Below are 24,146 nucleotides of genomic sequence, written 5' to 3'. Positions count from 1 at the left end.
CCGCCTCCCATTCAATATACTGACATGGGAGGCGGGGCGGGGGAGAGGGCCGGCCAGGCGACATGCCCGAGAGGGCATCAGACAAACGCGAACGTGTCGCATCAGGCCGCGGATTATTGACGCCTCCCCGCGGCAGGCATAGCAGCCGTTGCAACGGACAAAGAGGGTAGAACAGGCCATGACCTACGTCGTCACCGACGCGTGCATCCGCTGCAAGTACATGGACTGCGTGGAAGTGTGTCCGGTCGACTGCTTCTACGAAGGCGACAACATGCTCGTCATCAATCCCAGCGAGTGCATCGACTGCGGCGTGTGCGAGCCGGAATGCCCCGCGGAGGCGATCCTGCCCGATACCGAGAACGGGCTGGAGCAGTGGCTGGAGCTGAACACCACCTTCTCCGCGCAATGGCCCAACGTGACGCGCAAGGGGGACCAGACCCCCGCCGACGCGGACGAGCACAAGGGCGAGGAAGGGAAGTACGACAAGTATTTCTCGCCGGAGCCGGGCGCGGGCGACTGATCCGCGCATGCTGACCCGCCGCGCGCTGCTGGCCGGGGCGGCGGCGCTGCCGCTGGCGCGTGCGGGCGCGGCGAAGGGGCTGGCCACGGTCCCGCCCCCGACGAGGGAAGCGATGGTGCCGGTGCCGGGCGGGCGCGTGTACGTGCGCGTCGACGGCGACCTGTCGGGCCCGCGACCGCCCGTCATCCTGGCGCACGGCGGGCCGGGCGGCACGCATGCGGGGCTGGTGGAGGCGATCGCGCTGGCCGATCAGCGCGCCGTCATCCTGTACGACCAGCTCGACACCGGGCGGTCGGAACGGCCGAACGATCCGAGACTGTGGACCGTGGCGCGCTTCACCGACGAGCTGGAGGCGATCCGCCGCGCGCTGAACGTCCCGCGATGGCACATGGGCGGATTCAGCTGGGGCGGGACGCTGGCGCTGGAATATGGCGCGCGGCGGCCCGCGGCGCTGGCGGGACTTGTTCTGGGCAGTCCGCTGATCTCGACGACGCGCTGGATCGCGGACAGCGATGCGTGGCGCGCCTTGCTGCCCGCGGACGTGCAGGCGACGCTGACCGCGTGCGAGCGTCCCCTGCCGCCCGCGAAGCCCGCGTGCACCGCGGCGGAGGACGCCTTCTACGCCCGCCACATGGTCCGCACGCGGCGCAACCCCGCGGTCGCGGCCTATGCCGCCGCCGCGGGGGTGACGGGCAACGACCGGATGTATGCGGCCATGTGGGGGCCGACCGAATTCACCGCGACCGGCACGCTGAAGGACTATGACGGGACGCCGCTGCTCGCGCGGCTGGACGGGCGGCGGGCGTTGTTCGTGGCGGGGCAGTATGACGAGGCGCGCCCGGCCACCGTCGCCGCCTTCGCCCAAAGGGTGCCCGATGCGGAACTGGCGGTGGTGCCCGGCGCGGGCCACGCGCTGTTCGCCGATCGCCCGGACGAGACGATCGCGATCCTGCGCGCGTTCCTGGCGCGGCACGACTGAGGCGCCGCGGACGGCGCAGGCCGCGCTGGCATTTTTTCCAATAACGTGGTACGTCGTATACGACCCTGCATGATCGATCCTCGATCGCGCGCGGGCCGGAGACGTCTAGAACCCTTTCCCGCCAGCATCGATGCGCACCGCCTGCGCACCGGCGCCGCTACGGCGGGGCATTCAGAACGAAAGGCCACCCATGGCTGCCAAGGCTCTGCATTTCGATGTCGGTGATTATGTCGTTTACCCGAAGCACGGGGTCGGCCGTGTCATCGAGTTGCAGAAACAGGAGATCGCGGGGATGCAGCTGGAGCTGTACGTCCTGCGGTTCGAGAAGGAGCGCATGACGTTGCGCGTCCCCACGAACAAGGCCGAGAGCGTCGGCATGCGCAAGCTGTCCAGCGACAAGACGATGCGCGAGGCGATGGAGACGCTGAAGGGCAAGCCCCGCGTCAAGCGCACGATGTGGTCGCGCCGCGCGCAGGAATATGAGGCGAAGATCAACTCGGGCGACCTGGCGTCGATCGCCGAGGTGGTCCGCGACCTGTTCCGCGCCGACGACCAGCCCGAACAGAGCTATTCCGAGCGCCAGATCTTCGAAGGCGCGTGCAGCCGCCTGGCGCGCGAGCTGGCCGCGATGGAGCAGATCGACGAGCCGGCCGCGAGCGAGAAGATCCTGGAGATCCTGCGCGCCGCCGCCGCGATCTACAACAAGGACAAGGTGCCCGCCTGATCGGCGTTTACATCCGTAATCGAAAGCGCTAGGAGGCGCATCGTCCGGTTCGCAGGAGAACGACGATGCGCCTCTTTTCATTGATGTTGCTGCCTTTGACCGCGCTGCTCGCCGCCGCGCCCGCCGCCGGTGCGCGCGACCGCGACCGCGGCCCGGGCATCGCGGGGGAGCGGCAGGGCGATACGACGGTCTATCGCGTCGCCGGTTTCGACAGACTGGCGGTCGGCGGACCGGCGTCGTCGGACGTGCGCGTCGGTCCCGCATGGTCGCTGCGCATCGACGGCCCGCCCGAGGCGGTCGCGCGGTTGCGCGTCGTGGTGGAACGCGGGCGACTGGAGATCGGGCCACGCGCGAACGACGCGCGCGCCGATCGCGCCGAGGTCGACGCCGACAGGCGCGTCCGCATCGCGGTGACGATGCCGCGGCTGTCCGACGTGGCGCTGGGCGGATCCGGGCGGATGACGGTCGACCGCGTGACGGGGGACCGCTTCGCCGCCGCGCTGGGCGGCAGCGGCGCACTGTCGATCGGACGGCTGGCGGTGGGCGACGCCACCGTGTCGATCGGCGGTTCGGGGCAGGTGTCGACCGCGGGCGAGGTCCGGACGCTGACCCTGAACCTGGGCGGGTCGGGCGACCTGATCGCGCCGGACCTGCGCGCCGGGTCCGCCACCGTTTCCGCCGCGGGATCGGGCAGCGTACGCGCGCAGGTGGACGGCGAGGCGCGCGTGAGCCTGGTCGGCAGCGCGTCGGTCGACCTGGGCCCGCGCGCGCGATGCCGCACCACGCGCATGGGCAGCGGGACGGTGCGCTGCGGCGGTTGATCCGGTCGGGCGAGCCGTGTATTATCGTGGCAACACACACGATGGAGGATGCCCGATGCGCAAGTTCCTGATCGCGGCGCTGCTGCCGCTCGCCGCGTGCGGCAACGATGCCGACGACCGTGCCGGAATCCAGGGAACGGGGACCGGCGACGCGCGCAGCTATGCCGTCGCCGGGTTCAGCCGCGTCGCGGCGGCGGGCAGCGACGACGTGGACGTGCGGGTCGGCCCCGCCTTCTCGGTCCGGGCGGAGGGCGATTCGGACGTGCTCGACCGGCTGAAGATCGAGCGGGACGGCGACGCGCTGAAGATCGGGCGGCGCAGCGGCAATTTCTTCTCCTCCGGCGAGGCGAAGGTGTTCGTGACCATGCCCGCGCTGTCGGGCGCCAGCCTGGCGGGATCGGGCGACATGGCGATCGACCGCGCGCAGGGCGACGGGCTGAAGGCGTCGCTGGCCGGATCGGGCAATATCCGCTTCGCGCAGGTGGCGGTCGGCAAGGCCGAATTCTCGATCGCGGGATCGGGCGACATCGAGGCCGCGGGCACCGCGAAGGCGCTGGAGGTGTCGATCGCGGGATCGGGCGACGTGAAGGCGAAGGACCTGACCGCCAGCCAGGCCGACATCCGCATCGCCGGATCGGGCAGCGTGCGCGCGACCGTCAACGGCCCGGCGAAGGTGCGCGCCGCCGGATCGGGCGACGTCGACCTGGGCGCGGGCGCGCGGTGCGACACGAAGGACCTGGGATCGGGCGAGGTGACGTGCGGCGGCTGATGCTGCCGGTCGCGTTGCTCGCCGCGCCCCCGGCGGCGGCGGACAAGGTATGGCCGGTAAGCTCGTTCGAGCGGCTGCGCGTCGAGGGGCCGGTGGCGGTGTCGGTCGCGGTCGGCAGCCCGTCGGCGCGCACGGCGACGACGGATCGCGCGATCCTCGCCCGGCTGACCGTGACGCGCGAGGGCGATACGCTGCTGGTCCGGCTGAAGGGCGCGGCGCCGACCGGACTGGGCGTGGCGAGCGACGATGCGCCGCTCGCGCGGGTTTCCCTGTCGACGCCGCGCCTGTCCGCGCTGCGGGTGCAGGGGACGGCGCCCGTATCGGTCGCGCGCCTGTCGGGCACGCGCGTCGACGTGGCGGCGACCGGCGGCGGCACCGTCACGGTCGCGGCGATCGACGCGTCCGTGCTGGGCGTGACGATGGTGGGCGGCGGCGCGCTGGCGCTGGCGGGGCGCGCGGCGACGGCGCGGCTGACGCTGAACGGCGATGGCGCGATCGACGCGGGCGCGCTGGCGGCGGATGCGGCCGCGATATCACTGGTCGGCAAGGGCGCGGTGCGCGCGGCGGCACGCCACAGTGCGCAAGTGGTGGCGAGCGGCGGCGGGCGCGTGACCGTCACGGGCAACGCACGCTGCACGGTGCGCGCCACCGGCGGGACGGTGGTCGACTGCGGCCGTTGAGTTGGTCGCGCGGCGGTGTCGGGCCCGCCGCGATGTCCCGTCCGCCATCGGCGGCTAGTGTTCGGGGTTTCGCCGGTGCGAGACGGTGCCTCGACCGGATCAACGCCGAGCGAAGACTCAGTCCTCGTCCGGCCCCAGCGTCGGATCGAGATCGCGCGGGCGGACGAAGCGGGTCAGCGCCGCCTGCCCCGCGCGCACGTCGGCCCAGCGTGTCACCGCGAAGGTCAGTTCGGCCAGCGTGGCGGTCGGATATTTCTCCTCCACGCTGTCGCGCAGGTCGCCGCCCGCATCGGGGACGAGGTCGAGCACCAGTTCCTCCAGCCCCGGATTGTGCCCGACCAGCAGCAGGACGCCGTGCGCGTCGTCGGTCTCGCGCACCATGTCCAGCAGCATCGCGCTGCTGGCCAGGTACGCGCGCTTGTCCCACGCGGGGGCCAGCGTGCGGCCGTAGCCCGATTCGATCTCCCCGATCGTCTCCGTCACGCGTACCGCGGGACTGGCGACGACATGGTCGAACGACAGGCCCAGGACGCGCATCTGCCGCCCCATCGCGGCAGCGGCGCGACGGCCCTTGGCATTGAGCGGACGGTCGAAATCGCGCGCGACGGGATCGTCCCAGCCCGATTTGGCATGGCGCAGCAGCGTCAGCGTCTTCACGGGGCGCACGTCTCCGGGGCGAATGGCGGGATCATTGGTTAGGCGAGCAGGCGGGGCCGGGCAAGCGTCGCGTCAGGCCGGGGGGCGGGCGACGATCGCGAGCGCGTGGATGCGATCGACCAGCAGGTCGGCGAGCGCGCGATTGACCATGCGCTGGCGTTCGACGCGCGAGACGCCGGCGAACGCGGCGCTTTCGATCACCACGCGGAAATGGCTTTCGCCCGTGCCGTCGTCGCCCATGTGACCGCGGTGCGCCGCGCTTTCGTTCTGCACCTCCAGCAGGGTCGGGGCGAGCGCGGCGGTGAGACGATCGGTGATGGCCTGTTCGACGGGGCCGGTGGCGGTATCGGTCATGGCCCCCATATAGGCCGCTTTTTGCGGAAAGGGTGACGAAAGCCTTGTCGAAGGAACGACCGAGCCCGCGCTTCCACGGCCGCGTCGAGGGGACGGGACGGGAATGCGCGCATCCGGGATGCGCGGCGGCGGGCGAATTCCGCGCGCCGCCATTGGAGGGACCGGGCGACGGCAACCGCCCGCCCGCGTTCCGCTGGTTCTGCCTGGAGCATGTGCGCGCGTTCAACGCGGGCTACAATTATTTCGACGGGATGACCGCGGAGGAGATCCGCGTGGCGCAGAGCCCGATCGCGGGATGGGAGCGCGAGACGCGCGCGTTCGCGCAAGGGGGCGATCCCGGGCCGCGCTGGCGCGACTTCGCCGACCCGCTGGACGCCATCGGCGCGCGCTTCCGCCGCGAGACGACCGCGCCGCGCCCGGACGGGAAGCCGTTGACGGGGGAGGATCGCCGCAACCTGGACACGCTCGGGCTGGGGCCGGACGTCGACCGGATGGCGCTGCGGCGGCGCTATTCCGAACTGGTGCGCAAATATCATCCCGACCGCAACGGCGGCGACCGCAGCCACGAGGCGCGGCTGACGACGGTGATCGCGGCGTACCAGAGCCTGCGGCGCGCGAAGGCGTTCGCCTGATCCTTCGGCTCAGCCGCGGCGGCGCGGGCGCCGCCACCACATCGCGACCCCCGTCGTCGCCAGCAGCAGCGGGACCAGGCCGCCCGCGGACAGCAGCAGTCGCCACGCGGTCCCCATGTCGGTCCCGTCGTGCAACCGCCGGACCCAGCGCGCCAGCGTCGGCCCGCGATCGACGACCGGCGCGACCGTCCCGCTGTCGTCGGCGACGGTGACGACGCGCATCGGTTGCGTCGCATAGGCGAGCGTCCAGTCGGCCCGCGTCGCGGTCGGCCAGACGATCGTGCGCAGCGGCGCCGTCCGTTCCACCCCGGCGCCCAGCGCGGCCGCCGCCGCCACCGACAGCGCGGGGCGGGCGAGCGGGCGCGACGGGGGCGGAAGGCGGGTGGCGGCGGCGCGCGGCGCCTCCCCGGTCAGCAGCGCGAACGCCGCGGGAAAGGCGATCCAGGTGCCGGTCAGCGCGATCCCCAGCAGCGGTAGCGCGCCCCACAGGCCGACGACATGGTGCACCGCGGCGGCGCGCCCCGCCCGATGCCGCCGCGCGCGGGCGGGGCGCCACAGCCACAGGCCCGACAGCGCCAGGACGATCGTCGCCACGCCGACCCACCCGACGATCGCGCGGCCGATGCCGGGGATCATCAGCCCGCCGTGAAGCCGATGCAGGACGCGCACGGCACCGCCGTCGTCGCCGCCGCGGACCGCCAGCAGGCGCGCGGTCGGCGGATCGAGGTACAGGCGCCGGCCGTCCTCGGCAGTGACGGTGACGGGTGCGTCCACGGCGTCGGGCAGGACGATGTTGCCGATGCGCACGTCGCCCAGCCGCGCGCGCGCGGTCGCGACATAGCGGTCGAGCGGCAGCATCGTCGCGCCGCCGACCGCATAGCGATCCGGCGACAGCAGGCGGTCGAGCGGGGCGCGCCAGACCAGCGCGCTGCCGCTGGCCGCGATCGCGACGACGGCCAGCGCGATGCCGAGGCCGAGCCAGCGGTGGAGGAGGGCCCAGGCGCGGCGGGTCATGTCGGATGTATCCCCCTGGTGCAGCCGTGGTCGCGACGACGAGCGGTCAGGCGTCGGCCCAGCGGCGCAGGAGGTTGTGGTACACGCCGGTCAGCCGCACGACCGCCGGATCGCCCTGCCCCTGCGCCACGGCCACTTCCTGCACCCCGCGGTCCAGGTCGAACAGGATGCGGCGCGCGCCGTCGTCGCGGACCATCGACTGGACCCAGAAGAAACAGGCGACGCGCGTGCCGCGCGTGACGGGCTCGACGCGATGCAGGCTGGAGGCGGGATAGAGGACCATGTGGCCCGCGGGCAGCTTCACGCGGCTTTCCCCGAACTGATCCTCGATCACCAGGTCGCCGCCGTCATAGTCGTCCGGCGGCGACAGGAACAGGGTGGCGGACAGGTCGCTGCGGATGCGAAAGTCGGTGCCGCGCCGCGTGCGCACCGCATTGTCGACGTGCATCCCGAACGCCTGTCCGCCCGCATAGCGATTGAACAGGGGCGGGAAGACCTTCAGCGGCAGCGCGGCGGCGACGAACAGCGGCGTCGCGCCCAGCGCGTCCAGCACCAGCCCGCCCGCCTCCCGCGCGGCGGGCGTATCCTCCGCCAATTGCTCGTTGCGCTTGGCCAGGGCGGACTGCGCGCCCGAGGTGACGTTGCCGTCGACCCACTCGCCCGCGTCGACGATCGATCGCAGCCGCGCCACGCCGGCGGCATCCAGAACGTCGGGTATCGCGATCAGCATGGCGGCTCCATCGGTCGCCTCCCCCGCGGCAGGCGGGGGAGGCGTACCGCGATCACAGGCTGTAGAACAGGCTCAGCACCGCCTGCCGCCGCTCGCCCGGATTGGCCCAGCCGCCGGTGACGACGCCCGCGGTGGGAGCGGTCGCGCTGATATTGTTGCGCACGGTGGTGACGTAGCGTTCGTCGGTGAAGTTCTGGACGTTCAGCTGCATCGTCAGCCGGTCCGCGATGGTATAGGCCAGATAGGCGCGGTGGATGAGGTAATCGTCCACCTGGAACTGGCGCAGGTTCGCCGCGACCGGATTGTTGCCGACGAACGCGCCCTGGTAGGTCAGGCCGTAGCCGACCTCCAGCCCGAACGGCAGCTTGTACGTCGTGAACAGGCTACCCGAATGTTCGGGCGTCTGGATCAGCCGCGCACCCGCCTGCGGATCGGCGACGCCCGCCGCGCGATCGCGGTCGGAGATCGATTGCAGGACCTTGCCGTCCAGGTACGTGTAGTTGGCGAACATCGTCCAGGCGGGCGTGATGTTGCCCGAAATGCCCAGCGCGACCCCGTCGACGCGGCTGCGTCCGTCCAGCACCTGCAACCCCGCGGGCAGCGCCGGGTCGTTCGACGGCACGCGATAGTTCGTGCGTTCGTTGCGGAACACCGCGGCGGTCAGTTCCAGCCGCCGACCGAACAGCCCCGCCTTCACCCCCGCCTCGTAATTGCGCGCGGTTTCGGGCGCGACCGCGCACGGATCCGCCGCGGTCGCCGTCGTCGGCACGCCGCAGCCCAGCCGGACCGTGGCCGACGACGGCGTGCGCGCATTGCCGACGCCGGCGTAGAGGCTGACGTCCTTTACCGGATGGAACACGCCGCCGACGCGCCAGGAAAACAATCGTTCGTCGCTGACCTGCGCGCGTTGTTGCAGCGCGGTCAGCGCGGCCGTGCCGGGGGGCACGACCTGCAACGGCAGGTTGCGGAACGTCGCGCGCTGCCGTTCCCAGCGGACGCCGCCGTTGACCTCGAACAGCGGCCCCAGTTCCAGCGTGTCGAAGGCGTAGAGTGCGACGTTCGTGGTTTCGCTGCGCGATTGCGCGGTCGTCGTGTAGTTGACCGGGCCGGTGTACCGCGTGTCGGGATTCGCGATATCGATCAGCGGCAGCGGCGTCACCGCCGACCCGTCGGCGTTGCGCAGCAGCGATCCGGTGGTGATGTCGTAATCCTCCACCGCGAAGGATACGCCGACGTTCGCGGTATTGCGGATGCCCCCCTTGCGGCCGTGTTCCAGCCGCAGGTCGGTCTGGTTGAACAGCAACTGGTTCTCCTGATCGCGCACGAGGCCGCGCGGCCCGGACGGGCGGTAGAAACCCGCGGGTACCGTGGCGGGGCAGGGCGCGCCGACGGTGCCCGTCGCGGTGTCCGTGATCGGCTGGCGGCCGGTGGACGCCAGGCAGAACGTCCCCTGCGGCGCGCTGGTCACGCTGTCCTGGCGCACGCGCTGCCACCGCGTCAGGTTGCGGACCGACACGGCGTCGTCGATCGCGTGGCGGAACGTCGCGGTCAGGCGATCGACGTCGGTATCCTGCCGGTCGAGGTTGGCGATGCCGTAATAGGCCGACCGGTCGAAATCGGGCGCGACGCCCCCGGTGACGCCGTTGTCGAAATACGGGACGCCGAACAGCGGCGTGTTGCGATCCTCCTGATGGACATAGGCCAAGGTCAGGCTGGTCGGGCCGTCGATGCCGATCGTGATCGCGGGCGCGACGCCCCAGCGTTCGTACTTCTCGACATCGCGGCCGGGGACGTCGTTGCGGTGATAGACGCCGTTCAGCCGTACCGCGACCAGATCGGACACGCGCACGTTGCTGTCGATCGCGCCGCGATAGTAATCGTCGGTCCCGACGGAGCCCTGCGCGATCGTCAGCGTCTCGGGCGTCGGCACCTTGCTGACCAGGTTGATCGTGCCGCCGACGCTGCCCGATCCGTTGAAGACCGAATTGGCGCCGTTGTAGACCTCGATCTGTTGCAGGTTGAACGGGTCGGTGCGGCTGTACTGCGCGCTGTCGCGCACGCCGTCGATGGTGATGTCGTTATTGGCCGAATAGCCGCGCAGGTTGATGCTGTCGCCGTACCCGCCGCCGCCCTCGCCCGCGCCGAAGGTGATCCCGGGAATGGTCTGGAGCGCGTCGCGCAGCGTTTGCAGGTTCTGCTTGCGCAGCACCTGGTCGCTGATGACGGTCACGGTCTGCGGCGTGTCGAGCAGCGCGGACGTGGCCTTCGGGCTTTCCAGCGCGGGTGCCGGATCCTGCCGCTTGCCGTTCACGATCACGGCGTCGCGTTCGGCGACGCGGTCCTGCGGGTCGGTCGGCGCCGCGGTTTCCGGCGCGGCATAGGCGGGCGCGCTGGCGATGAACCCGACGCAGGACAGCGCCAGGAAGCCCGACAGGGTGGACGACATTCGATTGGTTCCCCTTGGTGACGGGGGCTTCGCTATTGAGAGTCGTTCGCACTGTCAAACGTTATTGCGACATGTTCGCATCGTCGTCGCACATTTGTGCCAGCAGCCAGGACCGCAGCGCGCTGGCCAGGTTGGGGGGATCCTCCGCCACGATCCGCACCGCATCGATCCGCGCGACCAGCGCCGACAGCGGCAGGGCGCGCGCGTCCGCCTGCGCTTCCAGCACGCGCCAGAATATCGGCTCCAGACTGATCGAGGTCTGATGCCCCGCGATCGTGATCGACCGCTTGACCGGTCCGACGAAGCCGCCGGGGGGCGGGGCGATGGTCAGAGCAACGCTCCGGCTTCGGCGCGATCCCACTCCCCGCGCGCCTTCCCGACCGGCCCCACGATACCGATCGGCATCTCCAGCAACATGAAGTCCGGGAGGCGCAGGGGTTTGACGGACCGCAGTGAATCGGGATCGTCCCGATAGTGTTCGCGAAGCTGCATCAGCAGGCGCCCCAGCACGTTCCGTCCCTCCAGCGTCCCGTCTTCCTGCGGCACGGCGCCCCAGAACGGATCGCGCCGCGAATCCTCGACGATCGCGCGGGTGCCCGTTTCCTCCAGCAGGGCGCCGAATCGCCGCCAGTTCCATGCCAGTTTCGCCCGCAGGCACCATTTCATGATCGGTACGCGCGCGTCGTCCCAGTCGCCACGCGATCGCGAGCGGAAGGGCTTCGCGCGCATTTTTGCGGTCATCGGGCTGCCCTGCGCGAGGATCATCTCCTGCACATCCGGAAGATGCGGGAAGCGACATGCCTGATACAGCGCCTCCACCGTCGCTACCCGCCGGTCGCCGATCATGACGGGATAACCCGGCGCCATGTTCGACAGGCCGCCGAACGTCTCGCCCGTGCGTCGGAACGCGACGACGTCCTCGCGACGATAACGGCGGGCCTGGGTGTCTGTCATCGCCTTCCGGTGATCTTGGCGTTCGTCTTGCGTTCGAACAATGGATACCACGGATCGCCCGCCCATAGAACGAGCGGCGTGCCGTTGGCGATATTCCGATAGGTGACGAACATCGTGCCGAACCCGAGCGTCGCCAGCGTTACCGCACCCAGCGGGCGCATCGCGGGCCTCTCGCGCAGCAGGCGGCACCGGTCCAGTACGTCGATGCCGTCCTTCAGAAATTCCTGTTCGATCAGGTCGCGTGCGGCGGGTGAGGAGAACAGCTTGAGGGCGCCCAGCTGGTCGCCCGTACGCAGCACGGGAGGATAGCGAAGCGTCGCGGCATAGGCCTGCGCCTCGGTCGGCACGCTCTTGGGCCGCAGGACGTCCGACGAATTCGTGTACGTCTTGCGATCCTCGATCTCCCGCTGATGCCACCAGTCGAGCTTCACGTCCTTTCCTGCCGCGCTGGCCGCTTTCCTGATCCGGCCATCGGCGTTGTAGCGCCCGTACAGGTGCGTCGCGATGACGACGACCGCGATCCTGGCATTGGCGGGGGCCGCGGTTTCGATCCAGCGCATCACGTCGGTGGCGACGCGATTGCCGGAGAAGACGCCGTCGTCGAGATACACGTGCGTGTGCGGCTGCGCACCGCAATCCGCGGTCGTGAAACCGAACGCGTCCTGCAATATCTCGTCGAACAGCGCGAGCATGTCCCGCTGGCTGTTTCCGGCCTGCTGTATCCGCAGGAAGGCGACGCCGCGCCAGAACGTCGCCGGATCGTCACCGGCGAAGCGCTTGCTTGCTGCGACGGACGACAGGAAGCGGCGCATCGCAGGGCGGTCGACATAGGTGCGCGCGAGGACGTGCGTCGTCTCGGCCAACAGCGGCGCGCGCACGGCAGCCGGAAACTGTGCTATCCATCGCAGCACGTGGGCGGCGTCGGGCCGGTCGATCTCGCCTTCACGATAGTCGGCGATGATACCTGCGAGCCTTTCGGCATCGGTCTGCAACGTCACGTCTTTTCCTCACGATCGAACCGGGGCGGTCCGTCATAAGGTGCTCGGCGTGAAGCGGCGGGGGATCGCCTCCGTTCCGGAGGCAATCATTCCGCGTCGAACAGCGCCGCCAGTTGTTCGATCATCGTGCCGCCCAGTTGCTCCGCATCCATGATCGTCACCGCGCGGGCATAATAGCGCGTCACGTCGTGGCCGATGCCGATCGCGCAAAGTTCGACGGGGGAGCGTTTCTCGATCCAGTCGATCACCTGGCGCAGGTGGCGTTCGAGGTAGGAGCCGGAATTCACGCTCAGGGTCGAATCGTCGACCGGGGCGCCGTCGCTGATGACCATCAGGATGCGGCGTTCCTCCGGCCGCGCCATCATGCGCGAATGCGCCCACAACAGCGCCTCGCCGTCGATATTCTCCTTCAGCAACCCCTCGCGCATCATCAGGCCCAGGTTCGGGCGCGCGCGGCGCCAGGGTTCGTCGGCCTTTTTATAGACGATGTGGCGAATGTCGTTGAGGCGGCCGGGCTGGGGCGGGCGGCCCGCGGCGAGCCAGCCCTCGCGGCTCTGTCCCCCCTTCCACGCGCGCGTCGTGAAGCCCAGGATCTCGGTCTTCACACCGCAGCGTTCCAGCGTGCGCGCGAGGATGTCCGCGCTGATCGCCGCGATGGAGATGGGACGGCCGCGCATCGAGCCGGAATTGTCGATCAGCAGCGTGACGATCGTGTCGCGGAAATCGGTTTCGCGCTCCACCTTGTAGCTGAGCGAGCTACCGGGCGAGACGATGACGCGCGCCAGCCGCGCGGCGTCGAGCAGCCCTTCCTCCTGGTCGAAGTCCCACGACCGGTTCTGCTGCGCCATCAGGCGGCGTTGCAGCCGGTTCGCCAGTTTCGACACCGCGGATTGCAGGTGGACGAGTTGCTGATCGAGATAGCCGCGCAGCCGCGCCAGTTCGTCGGCGTCGCACAGATCGGTGGCGGCGACGACCTCGTCGTATCCGGTGGTCCAGATGCGATAGTCGAACTGCGCGTTCAGGTCGGTCGGCGGGCGGTTGGGGCGGACGGGCTGCATCCCTTCCTCCCCGTCGTCGCCGGGTTCGCCGTCGATATCGTCGAACTCGTCGCTCTCGACCTCCTGCCCCTCGCCCTCCTGATCGTCGGCGTCGCGCTGTTCGCCGCGCGCCTCGACCTGCGCCTCGCCCTCGCCGCCCTCGCTCTCGCCGTCCTCGTTCTCGCCCTCGTCGCCGGATTCCTCGCCGTCGCTTTCCTCGCCCTCGTCCTCGGACTCCTCGGGCATCTGTTCGCCCTCGACCAGGTCGAGGTCCTCCAGCAGCTTGCGCGTCAGGCCCTGGAACGCGCGCTGGTCGTCGATCGCGAGCGCGAGCGACGCGAGGTCGGCGCGCGATTCGACCCAGTCGCGGACCATCGCCACGCCGCCTTGCGCGGCGGCGGGCGGGGCGACGCCGGTCAGCGCCTCGCGCACCAGCAGCGACAGGGCGGTCGACAGCGGCACCTCGTCCCGCGTGCGGGCGCGATTGATCGGGTCGCTGCGCAGCCGCACGTCCAGCGCGGTCGACAGATTGTCCGCGATCCCGGCGTAGCCGCGGCTGCCCAGCGCCTCGACCCGCGCGAATTCGACCGCGTCGAACACCGCGCGCGCGGTCGCGTCCGCGGGCGCGGCGCGCGCGTGGAGCGCGATATCGTGATGCTTCAGCCGCAACGCGAACTGATCCGCGAACCCCCGCGCCTCCGCCACCTGGTCCGCGGGCAGCGCGCGCGCGGGCATCGGCACTTTCAGGTGCTTGCCCGATTGCGCGGGCGCGTCCGCGGTAAACGCCAGTTCCAGCTCCGGCTCGTCCGCCACGACGCGGGCGGTGCCGCCGAGGACGGCCTTGAAGCGGTCGAGGGGAGTTTCTGTGGCCATGGAAAAGCTGTGGTCCGTCGTTCGGGACAGGTCAACGACCCGCCGCCGCCAATCGTTTCGCCCCGGGGCCGCCACGCGCGAAGCAGGCGGGAAGCGGGCGGGAGGGCGCGGGCACGACGGCGCGAACGGTTAACGTACCAGTTCGAGACTCGGGCGAAGTTGTTGTAAGTAACAGCCGTTGCCGGGGGTGAATCGACGCAATAATGAACGCCTTGTTAACGGGGTGGCGGACGTCGATCGAGTCGACAGCAGCCAACGTCCGTCGACTTCGGCGACGCAGCATGCGTCGGTCACATCGCAACAAGGTCGCGGACGCGACCTTGCACTAGGGGGTAAGACTATCATGAAGCACGTTATTCTCGCAGGGCTCGTCGCCGCAAGCATCGCGGCGCCGTCGGTCGCATCGGCGCAGGCCGTGATCGACAACGGCACCATCCGCCTCGGCGTTTCGGCCGAAGGCCAGCTGAACAACGGCGGCTTCGGCGTGTTCGACATCCGCAACAACGTCGACGGCACGCGCGCGGGCTGCGCCTGCGAAGGCTGGGGCGTCGCGAATGCGGGCACGGGCGTGCAGGGTTATGCGAACAACGCGTCGGGCATCTCGAACCTGACCCTCGACAGCTTCACCAGCACGGGCTCGACCGCGGTGTCGAACACCTCGCTGACCTCGGGCGGGCTGAGCATCACGCATTCCTTCTCGCCCAGCATCGCCGCCGACCTGTACCAGGTCGACGTGACGATCACGAACACGTCCGGCGCCGCGATGACCGGCAACCTGCTGTATCGCCGCCTGATGGACTGGGACATCGAGCCGACCGCGTTCAACGAATATGTCACGATCCAGGGATCGAACGGCGCCGCCAACGTGCTGGGCGTCAACCGGAACGGCTTCGCGGACAACAACGGCCCGCTGACCTTCTCGGGCGCGTACACCGGTGACTTCGTCGACGCGGGCCCGACCGATCACGGCGCGCTGTTCGACTTCACCTTCTCGCCGCTGGCGGCCGGTGCGTCGCAGAAGTTCTCGATCTTCTACGGCGCCTCGCTGAACGAGGCCAGTGCGCTGAGCGCGCTGGGCCGCGTCGGGGCGGAAGTCTATTCGTTCGGGCAGAGCGCGCGCGACATCAACGGTGGCACCCCGGGCTTTTCCACCTTCATCTTCGGCTTCGCCGGCGTCGGCGGCACCGCGCTGCCGGGCGTGCCGGAGCCGGCGACCTGGGCGCTGATGATCCTGGGCATGGGCGCCGTCGGTGGCGCGATGCGCCGCCGCACCGCCGTGAAGGCGCGGATCGCCTTCGCCTGATCGGCGACGCGATCGCGGACGACAGGGGGCGGTCCTTCGGGGCCGCCCTTTTTCGTGCGCCGCGTCCCGCGGGGAAACGAAAAGGGGGCGACCGTTTCCGGCCGCCCCCTTCGTCGCGTCGGTGGTGCGGGGCCGGCGGACCTACGCCTTCCCCACCACGCTTTCGGGCAGGTCCTTGCCGAACACGCGCTGGTAATATTCCGCCACCAGGGCGCGTTCCGCCTCGTCGCACTTGTTCAGGAACGACAGGCGGAAGGCGAAGCCGACGTCCTTGAAGATCAGCGCGTTCTGCGCCCAGGTGATGACGGTCCGCGGGCTCATCACGGTCGAGATGTCGCCGTTGACGAAGCCCTTTCGCGTCAGGTCGGCGACGCGGACCATGTTCTCCACCACCTTCTTCCCGTCGGGCTTGTCATACTCGCCCGACTTGGCGAGCACGATCCGCGCCTCGGTCGCGGCGGGGAGGTAGTTGAGCGTGACGACCACGTTCCACCGGTCCATCTGCCCCTGGTTGATCTGCTGCGTCCCGTGATACAGGCCGCTGGTATCGCCCAGGCCCACGGTGTTCGCGGTCGCGAACAGGCGGAAATGCGGGTTGGGGCGGATGACGCGGTTCTGGTCGAGCAGCGTCAGCTTCCCCTCCGTCTCCAGCACGCGCTGGATCACGAACATCACGTCGGGGCGGCCGGCGTCATATTCGTCGAAGACGAGCGCGGTCGGGGTCTGCAACGCCCAGGGCAGCAGGCCCTCGCGGAACTCCGTCACCTGCTGCCCGTCTCGCAGCACGATCGCGTCGCGGCCAACGAGGTCGATGCGGCTGATGTGCGCGTCCAGGTTGATGCGGATGCACGGCCATTTCAGCCGCGCCGCGACCTGTTCGATATGCGTCGACTTGCCGGTGCCGTGATAGCCCTGCACCATCACGCGGCGGTTGTGCGCGAAGCCCGCCAGCACCGCCAGCGTGGTGTCGGGATCGAACACATAGGCGGGATCGAGATCGGGCACGCGCTCGTCCGCCTCGCTGAAGGCGGGGCATTCCATGTCCGAATCGATCCCGAACAGGTCGCGCACGCTCACCATCTTGTCGGGCGCGTCCAGGATCGTCGTGTCCCGGCTGTCGGGCTGGGTGTTCGGGATATCGGTCATTCGTTAAGCCGTTCGCTTGAAGTGGTCTTATCCAGTGCGAACGGAACGCGCCCGCGTCAACCACAACGCGCAGGTCACGCGATCTTCTCCGGCAGGCGAAACAGATCGACGAAGCGCCGCGCCAGCGTCCGGTCGCCGTCGACCGCCATCCCCTCCGCGGCATCGAACGGCACCTTGCCGTAGATCGTCATCCGCAGCGCCAGCGTGTCGCCGGTGAAGGTCGCGTCGGCGCCCGCATCCTCGCCGCGGCGGATCGACAGGCCGTCCGCATCGACGCGCGCGACGAAGGCGTCGGCGGGAAAGCGGAAGGCGATCGTCATGTCCTGCGCCACCGCCCGGTCGCGATCGACCAACGCTTCCAGCGACATCATCGCGGAGGCGGGCGACATGAACGCCATCCGGTCGTGCCGCGGCGAACGGGCCGCCCAATGGCCGAGCTGGCGGATCAGCGGACCGGCGTCGCGGCCCCAGTCGGTCAGGTCGTAGACCTGCACGTTGGCGGGGGAGGGCAAGTGCCGCTTCGTCGCGATGCCCGATTCGATCAGTCCCTCCAGCCGCTGCGTCAGCACGTTCGCGCTGATACCCGGCAGTCCCGCGCGCACCTCCCCGAACCGGCGCGGGCCGAACATCAGCTCGCGCACGATCAGCATCGACCAGCGCTCCCCCATCAATTCCATCGCCAGCGCGGTGCCGCAGGCATCATCGTACCAGCGCTGCCGATCGTCGGTTATCTTTTCTAACCTCATGGTTGTTTTTGATAACCATCGGGGGCAGAAAATGCAACGGGGCGATTCGCCGACGAGGAGAGGGACGATGCCGCAGACGATCTTCATCAACCTGCCGGTGGCCGACGTGGCGAGGGCGACCGCCTTCTACGCGGCGATCGGCTTCGTGAAGAACGACATGTTCTCCAACGCGCAGGCGAGCGCGATGGCATTGTCCGACACGATCCACGTCATGCTGCTCGACCACGCCTTCTACGCCACCTTCACCTCGAAGCGGATCATCGACGCGCGCACCGAATCGGGGGCGATGTTCGCGATCTCGCGCGACGGCCGGGCCGCGGTCGATGCGATCACCGCGGCGGCGGTCGCGGCGGGCGGACGCGAACTGCATGACGCGGAGGATCTGGGGTTCATGTACAGCCGCGCGTTCGAGGATCCCGACGGTCACGGCTGGGGACCGATGTTCATGGACATGGCGGCCGCGGCGGCGGCGCATGCGGCGGAGCCGGTGGCGTGAACGCGCGGCATCGTTCGACGATGCCGGGCATCGTCGCCTTCGTCGGCACCACGCTGGCGATCCTGGGGCAGGCCGCTTTGGCCGGCGCCGCCCCCTTCGCGTGACGGGAGCGAATCCATGAAGCCGATCATCACCGCGTTCGACTGGGTCCCCCCGTTCGCGCAGGGGCAGGTCCGCGACCTGCGCGTCCGCTGGGCGCTGGAGGAAGTGGGGCAGGACTATGACGTCCTGTACCTCAGCCAGGGCGAGCAGAAGCAGGGGCCGCACCGCGGGCGGCAGCCGTTCGGGCAGGTGCCGACCTACGAGGTGGGCGGGCTGACCCTGTTCGAATCGGGCGCGATCGTTCTGCACATCGCGGATTCGCACGACGGCCTGTGGCCCGAAACGCGCGACGGCCGTGCGCGCGCGATCGAATGGATGTTCGCTGCGCTCAACACGCTGGAGCCGCCGATCATGGACCTGTCGATCGTCACGATCTTCGAACGCGGCGAGCCATGGTCCGAACCCCGCCGCCCCGCGGTGGAGGCGCGCGTGCACGAGCGGCTGGCCGAACTTTCGGAGCGGCTGGGCACCAGGGAATGGCTCGACGGCGAGGTCTTCACCGCGGGCGACCTGCTGACATCGTCGGTGTTGCGGATCGTCGCGGGCGACGGGATGCTCGATCCCTATCCCAATCTCGTCGCCTATGTCGCGCGCGGCGAGGCGCGGCCCGCGTTCGCGCGCGCGCTGGCGGATCACATGGCGGGGTTCACCGGCACGGCACCGCCGGGGTTCCAGGCGTGGCTGGACGCGCAATCGCAGGATGCAGGAGAACGGGCATGACCTATGTCGAAGGCTTCATCACGCCGGTGCCGACGGCCGGCAGGGACGCGTATCTGAAACATGCCGCGAAGGCGGTGCCGCTGTTCGCGGAATTCGGCGCGCGCCGGTTCGTCGAGGCGTGGGGCGACGACGTGCCCGCGGGCACGCGCACCGATTTCGCGCGCGCGGTGCAGGCGACGGACGCGGAGACGGTGCTGTTCTCCTGGCTGGAATATCCCGACAAGGCGACGCGCGATGCCGCCACCGCGCGGATGATGAGCGATCCCCGGATGGAAGAGATGGGCGACATGCCGTTCGACGGCAGCCGCATGGTCTATTCCGGGTTCGAGGCGATCCTGGATGACGGCAAGACGGGCGGCGCGACCTATGTCGACGGCTTCGTCGCGCCCGTCCTGCCCGCGCGGCGCGACGATTATCTCGCCATGGCGCGAGCGGCGTCGGTGGTGTTCCGCGACCATGGCGCGATGCGCGTCGTGGAGACGTGGGGCGACGACCTGATGCGCGGGCAGAAGACCGATTTCCATCGCGCGGTGCAGACCGAGGGCGAGGAGACGGTCGTCTTCTCCTGGATCGAATGGCCCGACAAGGCGACGCGCGACGCCGGAATGGCGGCGGTGATGGCGGACCCGCGGATGCAGACGCCGCCGTCCGACATGCCGTTCGACGGCAAGCGGCTGATCTACGGCGGCTTCGCCGTCATCCTCGACGCATAGGGACAGGAGACAAGACATGGCCGATCCCGACGGCATGCCGATCTGGTTCGAACTCAATACCGCCGATGTCGACGCGGCGCGATCGTTCTACGCCGCGGTCGCGGGCTGGGACATCGCCGCGCCGCCGATGGCGGAGCATCACGATTATTTCGTCGCGCAGGCCGCGGACGGCGGCGGCGTGGCGGGGATCGTCAGCCCCCCGCTCTGCGTCCCCGGCTTTCCCGGCTGGCTGGTCTATTTCGCGACCGCGGACGTCGACGCGACGGCGGCGCGGGTGACGGGATCGGGCGGCGGGATCGTCCTCGGGCCGATGGATATCCCGCATGTCGGCCGCTTCGCGCTGGCGCACGATCCGCAGGGCGTGACCTTCGCGGTGATGGCCCGTACCGACCCGACGCCGTCGCAGGCGTTCGGTCAGCGAGCGGGCAACGTGGGCCATGGCGTGTGGATCGAACTGTCGACCCCCGATCCCGACGGGGCCTTCGCCTTCTACGGCGCGCTGTTCGGGTGGGAGAGAGCGGGGGCGATGCCGATGGGCGAGCTGGGCGATTATGCCTTCATCGGGAAGGGCGCGGATTTCCGCCCCGGCGCCATCATGTCCAGCACCGCGACGGGCGCGCCCGCGCGATGGAACTGGTACGTGCTGGTCCCCGACATCGATGCCGCGATCGCGACCGCGACCGCCGGCGGCGGCGCATTGATGCAGGGGCCGGACCAGATCCCCGGCGGCGATTATTCCGCCAATATCACCGATGTGGCGGGCCACCAGATCGGCATCGTCGGCCCGCGGAAGGAGGCGTGAGATGGGTGCGTTGAAGACCTGCCTGTGGTTCGACCACGGCGAAGCGCGGCGTGCGGCGGAATTCTATGCCGCGACCTTTCCGGACAGCCACGTCGACGGCGCCTATGCCGCGCCGTCGCCGTTCCCGGGCGGGGAGGAGGGCGCGGAGCTGGTGGTGGAATTCACCGTGCTCGGCCGCGCGTTCATGGGGCTGAACGGCGGGCCGGATTTCGTGCCCAACGAGGCGGTGTCGTTCATGGTCGAAACGCAGGACCAGGCGGAAACCGACCGATACTGGGATGCGATCGTCGGCAACGGCGGGGCGGAGAGCGCGTGCGGCTGGTGCAGGGATCGATGGGGCTTTTCGTGGCAGATCACGCCGCGGCGGCTGAACGAACTGATGATGCAGCCCGATCGCGCGCTGGCGCGGCGCGCGTTCGCAGCGATGATGACGATGCGCAGGATCGATATCGCAACGCTGGAGGAGGCGGTCGCATGAGCCACGAACTGAGCATCGAACGCGTCATCGACGCCCCCGTCGCGGCGGTCTGGCGCGCGTGGACGGAACACACCGAGGAATGGTTCTGCCCGCGGCCGTGGACGGTCGAGGTCGGCGCGCAGGAATTGCGCGCGGGCGGCCGCTCCGAAATGGTGATGCGCGGACCGGACGGGGAGGAGAATGCGCTGGCGGGCGTGTACCTGGAGGTCGTGCCCGAACGCCTGATCGTCTCCACCGACGCGGTGACGGCGGACTGGCAGCCCGCGGAACCGTTCATGGTCCGGATCGACCGGTTCGAGGATCTGGGCGACGGCCGCACCCGCTACACAGCGATCGCGCGCCACTGGACCGCGGCGGCGATGGAGAGCCACGCGGCGATGGGGTTCGAGGCGGGGTGGAACGCGGCGACGGACCAGCTGGTCGAGGTGGCGATGCGGCTGGCGGGAGAATAGCCGCGCGCCGTTCGGGCTGGGCGCGTCGCTCGGGGCGAACGCAGGTTGCTGGCTGGCATCCCGCCGCGCCACGCCGTAAGGCACGCCGCGTGACCGCTTCCCGTCCCGCCGCATGATCGCCGAACTCGGCCTTGCCGCTTTGTGGCTGGCCGCCGCGCTGGCCGCGTTGCAGCTGGCGCTGGCGTTCGTCGCGCAGCGGCGCGGGGAGGCGGTGGCCGCCGCCCGCGCGGTCGCGATCGTGCAGGGCGCGATGGCGGGCGTCGCGATGCTCGCGCTGATCGCGTGCTTCTGGAACAGCGACATGTCGGTCGCGCTGGTCGCGGCCAACAGCCATTCGATGAAGCCCGCGATCTACAAGCTGGCGGGCGCGTGGGGAAACCACGAGGGGTCGATGCTGCTGTGGGTCACGATCCTGGGCCTCGCGGGCGCAGGCGTGGCGCGGTTCGAGCGGCGCCTGCCCGATGCGACATTGGTCGCGACGCTGGGCGCGCAGGCGGGGATCGCGCTGGGCTTCTACGCCTTCTTGCTGTTCGCCTCGAACCCGTTCGCGCGGCTGAACCCCGCGCCGCCCGACGGCGCGGGGCTGAACCCGTTGTTGCAGGACCCCGGCCTCGCCTTCCATCCCCCGACGCTGTACGCGGGCTATGTCGGGCTGTCGGTCGCCTTCTCCTTCGCGGTCGGCGCATTGGTCACGCGCGATGTCGGGCCGGCGTTCGCGCGCGCGATGCGGCCGTGGGTGCTGGCGGCGTGGGTGTTCCTGACGCTGGGCATCACCGCGGGCAGCTACTGGGCCTATTACGAATTGGGCTGGGGCGGCTGGTGGTTCTGGGACCCGGTCGAGAATGCCAGCCTGATGCCGTGGCTCGCCGCGACCGCCCTGCTCCATTCGGTCAGCGTGCTGGCGACGCGCGACGGGTTGCGCGCGTGGACGATCATGCTGGCGGTCGTGGCGTTCAGCATGTCGATGCTGGGCACGTTCCTGGTCCGCTCCGGCATCCTGACCAGCGTCCACGCCTTCGCGGTCGATCCGTCGCGCGGCAGCTTCATCCTCGCGCTGCTGGTCCTGTACATCGGCGCGGCGCTGACGTTGTTCGCGGTCCGGATCGGCAGCGTGCGGCAGGGGGCGCCGTTCGACCCGCTGAGCCGCGAGGGCGCGCTGGTCACCAACAACCTGTTGCTGACCGTCATCCTGGGCATCGTGCTGATCGGCACCTTCTATCCCATCGTCGCGGGCGCGTTCGACGTCCAATTGTCGGTCGGGCCGCCGTTCTTCGATTCCACCGCGGGGCCGGTGGCGCTGCTGCTGGTCGCGATCATGGCGGTCGGGCCGTTGATGCGCTGGCGGCGCGAGGAGGCGGATGCGGTCCTGACGCGGATGACGTGGCCGATCGCGGCGACGCTGGCCGCAGGGGCGGGCGTGTTCGTGCTGGCGGGACCGATCAACCCGCTGCCGCTCGCCGGGATCGCGCTTGCGGCGGGGTTGGCGGTGGCCAGCGTCGCGCCGCTCGCACGCCGCAACCTGGCGCGGACGCCGCTGTTCGTGTGGGGCATGGTCGTCGCGCATCTGGGCATCGCGGTCAGCCTGGCCGGGATGGCGGTATCGACCGCCTTCACGCGCGAGACGATGGTGGCGGTCGGCACGGGCCAGCCCGCGCGCGTCGCGGGGTTCGGCGTGACGCTGGACGGCGTGCGGCCGGTCATCGGCGACAATTGGACCGCGCTGGAGGCACGGCTGTCGGTGACGCCCGACGGCGACGCGCCCTTCGTGCTGCGCCCGCAGGTCCGCTATTTCAACAACCCGGTCACCGCCACCAACGAAAGCGCGATCGCGACCTTGCCATCGGGGCAATTGTACACCGTTCTGGGCGCGCTGGGCGACGACGGGCGGTGGCAGGTGCGATTGTGGTGGAAGCCGTGGGTGACGCTGATCTGGCTGGGCGGCGCGATGATCGCGGTCGGCGGGCTCCTGTCGCTGCTGGGCCATGCGGCGCGCGCGCGGCGTCAGCGGGGGCGGAGGCTGGAGGCGTGAGGCGCTGGCTGTTGTGGGTGCCGCTGTGCGCGTTCGGCGTGCTGATCGCGGTGATCGCCTGGGGCCTGTACCGGCCCGCCGACCGGACGGTCCATTCCCGCATGGTGGGCAAGCCGCTGCCCGAATTCACGCTGCCCGCGATCGCGCCGGGCAAGCCGGGCCTGTCGAGCGCCGATTTCCGCAAGGGCAGCCCGCGCCTGCTGAACGTGTTCGCCAGCTGGTGCGTGCCGTGCATCGCGGAGGCGCCGCAGCTGATGACGCTGAAGGCGGCGGGCGTGCCGATCGATGCGGTGGCGATCAAGGATACGCCCGCGGCGGTATCGCGCTTCCTGATGCGCAACGGCGATCCCTATGCCGCGATCGGCGACGACCGCCACAGCCGGCTGCAACTCGCGATCGGTTCGTCGGGCGTGCCCGAGACGTTCGTGATCGACGGCAAGGGCACGATCGTCAGCCAGCATGTCGGCGACATCCGCGCCGACGATATCCCCGACCTGTTGCAGGCCCTGGCGAAGGCGAAGTGATCGTCGCGCTGCTCCTGGCCGCCGCCACGCCCGACGCCGGGCTGGCGCATACGCAGTTGCGCGATCCGGTGAAGGAGGCGGCAGCGCGGGGGTTGATGGAGAGCATCCGCTGCCTCGTCTGCCAGGGGCAGTCGATCGCCGATTCGGACGCCGACATGGCGGGCGAGATGCGTGCGCTGGTGCGGTCGCGAATCGCCGCGGGAGAGACGCCGCGCCAGGTGCGCGACTGGTTGATCGCGCGATATGGCGATTATGTCAGCTACGATCCGCCGCTGGGCTGGGCGACGCTGCCGCTGTGGATCGCGCCGATCGCGCTGCTGGCGCTGGGCGTGGTGCTGGCGCGGGGGAGTTTCCGGCGGCGGCGATAGTCCCCGCGCGCCGATCGTGGCGAGGGGAGGGTTTCGTCTCGAAACTTTTCACTTGGCCCGGACCGAAAGCCGACATACC

General features: G+C 70.0%; 28 protein-coding genes and 1 pseudogene. 18 read left to right on the top strand and 11 right to left on the bottom strand.

Annotated features, from left to right (window positions below; all coding sequences use genetic code 11):
- Window positions 1–178 precede the first annotated feature (178 nt).
- The 6 genes from fdxA to ASG29_RS01410 all read left to right on the top strand — a co-directional run bounded on the left by fdxA (window position 179) and on the right by ASG29_RS01410 (window position 4,493).
- Complete coding sequence (gene fdxA, locus ASG29_RS01435) at window positions 179–520, top strand: ferredoxin FdxA (protein WP_055979124.1); 342 nt, start codon at window positions 179–181, stop codon at window positions 518–520.
- Between the two features lie 7 nt (window positions 521–527).
- Window positions 528–1,499, top strand: a complete 972-nt coding sequence (locus tag ASG29_RS01430) for a proline iminopeptidase-family hydrolase (protein ID WP_055979121.1) — start codon at window positions 528–530, stop codon at window positions 1,497–1,499.
- Between the two features lie 190 nt (window positions 1,500–1,689).
- Entirely contained in the window at window positions 1,690–2,223 is a 534-nt protein-coding gene (locus ASG29_RS01425; protein WP_055979118.1) for a CarD family transcriptional regulator, read from the top strand.
- A 65-nt stretch (window positions 2,224–2,288) separates the two neighbouring features.
- Window positions 2,289–3,044, top strand: a complete 756-nt coding sequence (locus ASG29_RS01420) for a GIN domain-containing protein (RefSeq protein ID WP_082515545.1) — start codon at window positions 2,289–2,291, stop codon at window positions 3,042–3,044.
- Between the two features lie 55 nt (window positions 3,045–3,099).
- Window positions 3,100–3,813, top strand: coding sequence for a head GIN domain-containing protein (locus ASG29_RS01415; RefSeq protein ID WP_055979112.1), 714 nt, complete (start codon window positions 3,100–3,102; stop codon window positions 3,811–3,813).
- Complete coding sequence (locus ASG29_RS01410; protein ID WP_055979109.1) at window positions 3,801–4,493, top strand: GIN domain-containing protein; 693 nt, start codon at window positions 3,801–3,803, stop codon at window positions 4,491–4,493. The genes ASG29_RS01415 and ASG29_RS01410 overlap by 13 nt, the downstream gene beginning before the upstream one ends.
- A 117-nt stretch (window positions 4,494–4,610) precedes the next feature.
- On the opposite strand, the gene ASG29_RS01405 is transcribed toward ASG29_RS01410, so the two are convergent.
- Window positions 4,611–5,150, bottom strand: coding sequence for a SixA phosphatase family protein (locus ASG29_RS01405; RefSeq protein ID WP_055979106.1), 540 nt, complete (start codon window positions 5,148–5,150; stop codon window positions 4,611–4,613).
- A 72-nt stretch (window positions 5,151–5,222) separates the two neighbouring features.
- Window positions 5,223–5,504: a BolA family protein gene (locus ASG29_RS01400; RefSeq protein WP_156457827.1), complete on the bottom strand. Its 282-nt coding sequence runs from the start codon at window positions 5,502–5,504 to the stop codon at window positions 5,223–5,225.
- Between the two features lie 32 nt (window positions 5,505–5,536).
- On the opposite strand from ASG29_RS01400, the gene ASG29_RS01395 reads away from it, so the two are divergent.
- Window positions 5,537–6,136 (top strand): J domain-containing protein, encoded by a 600-nt coding sequence (locus tag ASG29_RS01395; protein WP_055979100.1) that lies wholly within the window; start codon window positions 5,537–5,539, stop codon window positions 6,134–6,136.
- A 9-nt stretch (window positions 6,137–6,145) separates the two neighbouring features.
- Here the strand turns inward: ASG29_RS01395 and ASG29_RS01390 are convergent, their stop codons facing one another.
- From ASG29_RS01390 to cobT, 7 genes are all read right to left on the bottom strand, one after another.
- The gene (locus ASG29_RS01390) at window positions 6,146–7,150 is read right to left on the bottom strand and encodes a PepSY-associated TM helix domain-containing protein (protein WP_055979097.1); all 1,005 of its coding nucleotides are present in this window, start codon (window positions 7,148–7,150) and stop codon (window positions 6,146–6,148) included.
- Between the two features lie 46 nt (window positions 7,151–7,196).
- The gene (locus ASG29_RS01385; protein ID WP_055979094.1) at window positions 7,197–7,880 is read right to left on the bottom strand and encodes a Fe2+-dependent dioxygenase; all 684 of its coding nucleotides are present in this window, start codon (window positions 7,878–7,880) and stop codon (window positions 7,197–7,199) included.
- A gap of 52 nt (window positions 7,881–7,932) precedes the next feature.
- Window positions 7,933–10,326 carry a TonB-dependent receptor gene (locus ASG29_RS01380; RefSeq protein WP_055979091.1) on the bottom strand — a complete coding sequence of 798 codons (2,394 nt, stop codon included), beginning with the start codon at window positions 10,324–10,326 and terminating at the stop codon, window positions 7,933–7,935.
- Between the two features lie 61 nt (window positions 10,327–10,387).
- Window positions 10,388–10,687: a ribbon-helix-helix domain-containing protein gene (locus ASG29_RS01375; RefSeq protein ID WP_235532724.1), complete on the bottom strand. Its 300-nt coding sequence runs from the start codon at window positions 10,685–10,687 to the stop codon at window positions 10,388–10,390.
- Window positions 10,654–11,280, bottom strand: a complete 627-nt coding sequence (locus tag ASG29_RS01370; RefSeq protein ID WP_082515544.1) for an NADAR family protein — start codon at window positions 11,278–11,280, stop codon at window positions 10,654–10,656. The genes ASG29_RS01375 and ASG29_RS01370 overlap by 34 nt, the downstream gene beginning before the upstream one ends.
- Window positions 11,277–12,278 carry a hypothetical protein gene (locus ASG29_RS01365; RefSeq protein WP_055979088.1) on the bottom strand — a complete coding sequence of 334 codons (1,002 nt, stop codon included), beginning with the start codon at window positions 12,276–12,278 and terminating at the stop codon, window positions 11,277–11,279. Before ASG29_RS01365 ends, ASG29_RS01370 begins: the two co-directional genes overlap by 4 nt.
- Before the next feature lie 86 nt (window positions 12,279–12,364).
- Window positions 12,365–14,188, bottom strand: a complete 1,824-nt coding sequence (cobT, locus tag ASG29_RS01360; protein WP_055979084.1) for a cobaltochelatase subunit CobT — start codon at window positions 14,186–14,188, stop codon at window positions 12,365–12,367.
- Window positions 14,189–14,531: 343 nt separating this feature from the next.
- Between cobT and ASG29_RS17330 the strand changes: the two genes are divergently transcribed.
- Window positions 14,532–15,491, top strand: coding sequence for a PEPxxWA-CTERM sorting domain-containing protein (locus tag ASG29_RS17330; RefSeq protein WP_055979080.1), 960 nt, complete (start codon window positions 14,532–14,534; stop codon window positions 15,489–15,491).
- 141 nt (window positions 15,492–15,632) lie between these two features.
- Here the strand turns inward: ASG29_RS17330 and cobS are convergent, their stop codons facing one another.
- Complete coding sequence (cobS, locus tag ASG29_RS01350) at window positions 15,633–16,637, bottom strand: cobaltochelatase subunit CobS (RefSeq protein WP_055979077.1); 1,005 nt, start codon at window positions 16,635–16,637, stop codon at window positions 15,633–15,635.
- A gap of 74 nt (window positions 16,638–16,711) precedes the next feature.
- The gene (locus tag ASG29_RS01345; RefSeq protein ID WP_055979074.1) at window positions 16,712–17,383 is read right to left on the bottom strand and encodes a winged helix-turn-helix transcriptional regulator; all 672 of its coding nucleotides are present in this window, start codon (window positions 17,381–17,383) and stop codon (window positions 16,712–16,714) included.
- Window positions 17,384–17,450: 67 nt separating this feature from the next.
- Here ASG29_RS01345 and ASG29_RS01340 point away from each other — a divergent pair, with 67 nt between their 5' ends.
- The 10 genes and pseudogenes from ASG29_RS01340 (at window position 17,451) to ASG29_RS01300 (ending at window position 24,067) form a co-directional block, all read left to right on the top strand.
- Window positions 17,451–17,879: a VOC family protein gene (locus ASG29_RS01340; protein WP_055979071.1), complete on the top strand. Its 429-nt coding sequence runs from the start codon at window positions 17,451–17,453 to the stop codon at window positions 17,877–17,879.
- A gap of 117 nt (window positions 17,880–17,996) precedes the next feature.
- A complete protein-coding gene (locus ASG29_RS01335; protein ID WP_055979069.1) occupies window positions 17,997–18,701 on the top strand; it encodes a glutathione S-transferase family protein in 705 nt (234 codons plus the stop codon).
- Window positions 18,698–18,991 (top strand): annotated as a pseudogene (locus ASG29_RS17325) (DUF1428 domain-containing protein); the annotation flags it as partial. The gene ASG29_RS01335 and the pseudogene ASG29_RS17325, both read left to right, overlap by 4 nt.
- 18 nt (window positions 18,992–19,009) lie before the next feature.
- Window positions 19,010–19,414 carry a DUF1428 domain-containing protein gene (locus ASG29_RS17320; protein ID WP_321163178.1) on the top strand — a complete coding sequence of 135 codons (405 nt, stop codon included), beginning with the start codon at window positions 19,010–19,012 and terminating at the stop codon, window positions 19,412–19,414.
- Window positions 19,415–19,430: 16 nt separating this feature from the next.
- A complete protein-coding gene (locus tag ASG29_RS01325) occupies window positions 19,431–20,216 on the top strand; it encodes a VOC family protein (RefSeq protein ID WP_055979062.1) in 786 nt (261 codons plus the stop codon).
- 1 nt (window position 20,217) lies between these two features.
- Window positions 20,218–20,694 (top strand): VOC family protein, encoded by a 477-nt coding sequence (locus ASG29_RS01320; protein ID WP_055979059.1) that lies wholly within the window; start codon window positions 20,218–20,220, stop codon window positions 20,692–20,694.
- Window positions 20,691–21,146 (top strand): SRPBCC family protein, encoded by a 456-nt coding sequence (locus ASG29_RS01315; RefSeq protein ID WP_055979057.1) that lies wholly within the window; start codon window positions 20,691–20,693, stop codon window positions 21,144–21,146. The genes ASG29_RS01320 and ASG29_RS01315 overlap by 4 nt, the downstream gene beginning before the upstream one ends.
- A gap of 112 nt (window positions 21,147–21,258) precedes the next feature.
- Complete coding sequence (locus ASG29_RS01310; protein ID WP_055979055.1) at window positions 21,259–23,175, top strand: heme lyase CcmF/NrfE family subunit; 1,917 nt, start codon at window positions 21,259–21,261, stop codon at window positions 23,173–23,175.
- Entirely contained in the window at window positions 23,172–23,699 is a 528-nt protein-coding gene (locus ASG29_RS01305; protein WP_055979052.1) for a DsbE family thiol:disulfide interchange protein, read from the top strand. The genes ASG29_RS01310 and ASG29_RS01305 overlap by 4 nt, the downstream gene beginning before the upstream one ends.
- Window positions 23,696–24,067, top strand: a complete 372-nt coding sequence (locus ASG29_RS01300; RefSeq protein WP_055979050.1) for a cytochrome c-type biogenesis protein — start codon at window positions 23,696–23,698, stop codon at window positions 24,065–24,067. Before ASG29_RS01305 ends, ASG29_RS01300 begins: the two co-directional genes overlap by 4 nt.
- The last annotated feature ends 79 nt before the right edge of the window (window positions 24,068–24,146 follow it).

This window comes from Sphingomonas sp. Leaf412 (genome assembly GCF_001425405.1).
GTDB lineage: Bacteria > Pseudomonadota > Alphaproteobacteria > Sphingomonadales > Sphingomonadaceae > Sphingomonas.
Note: the sequence above shows the minus strand (reverse complement) of the source record. Positions and strands in the feature narration are given on the sequence as shown.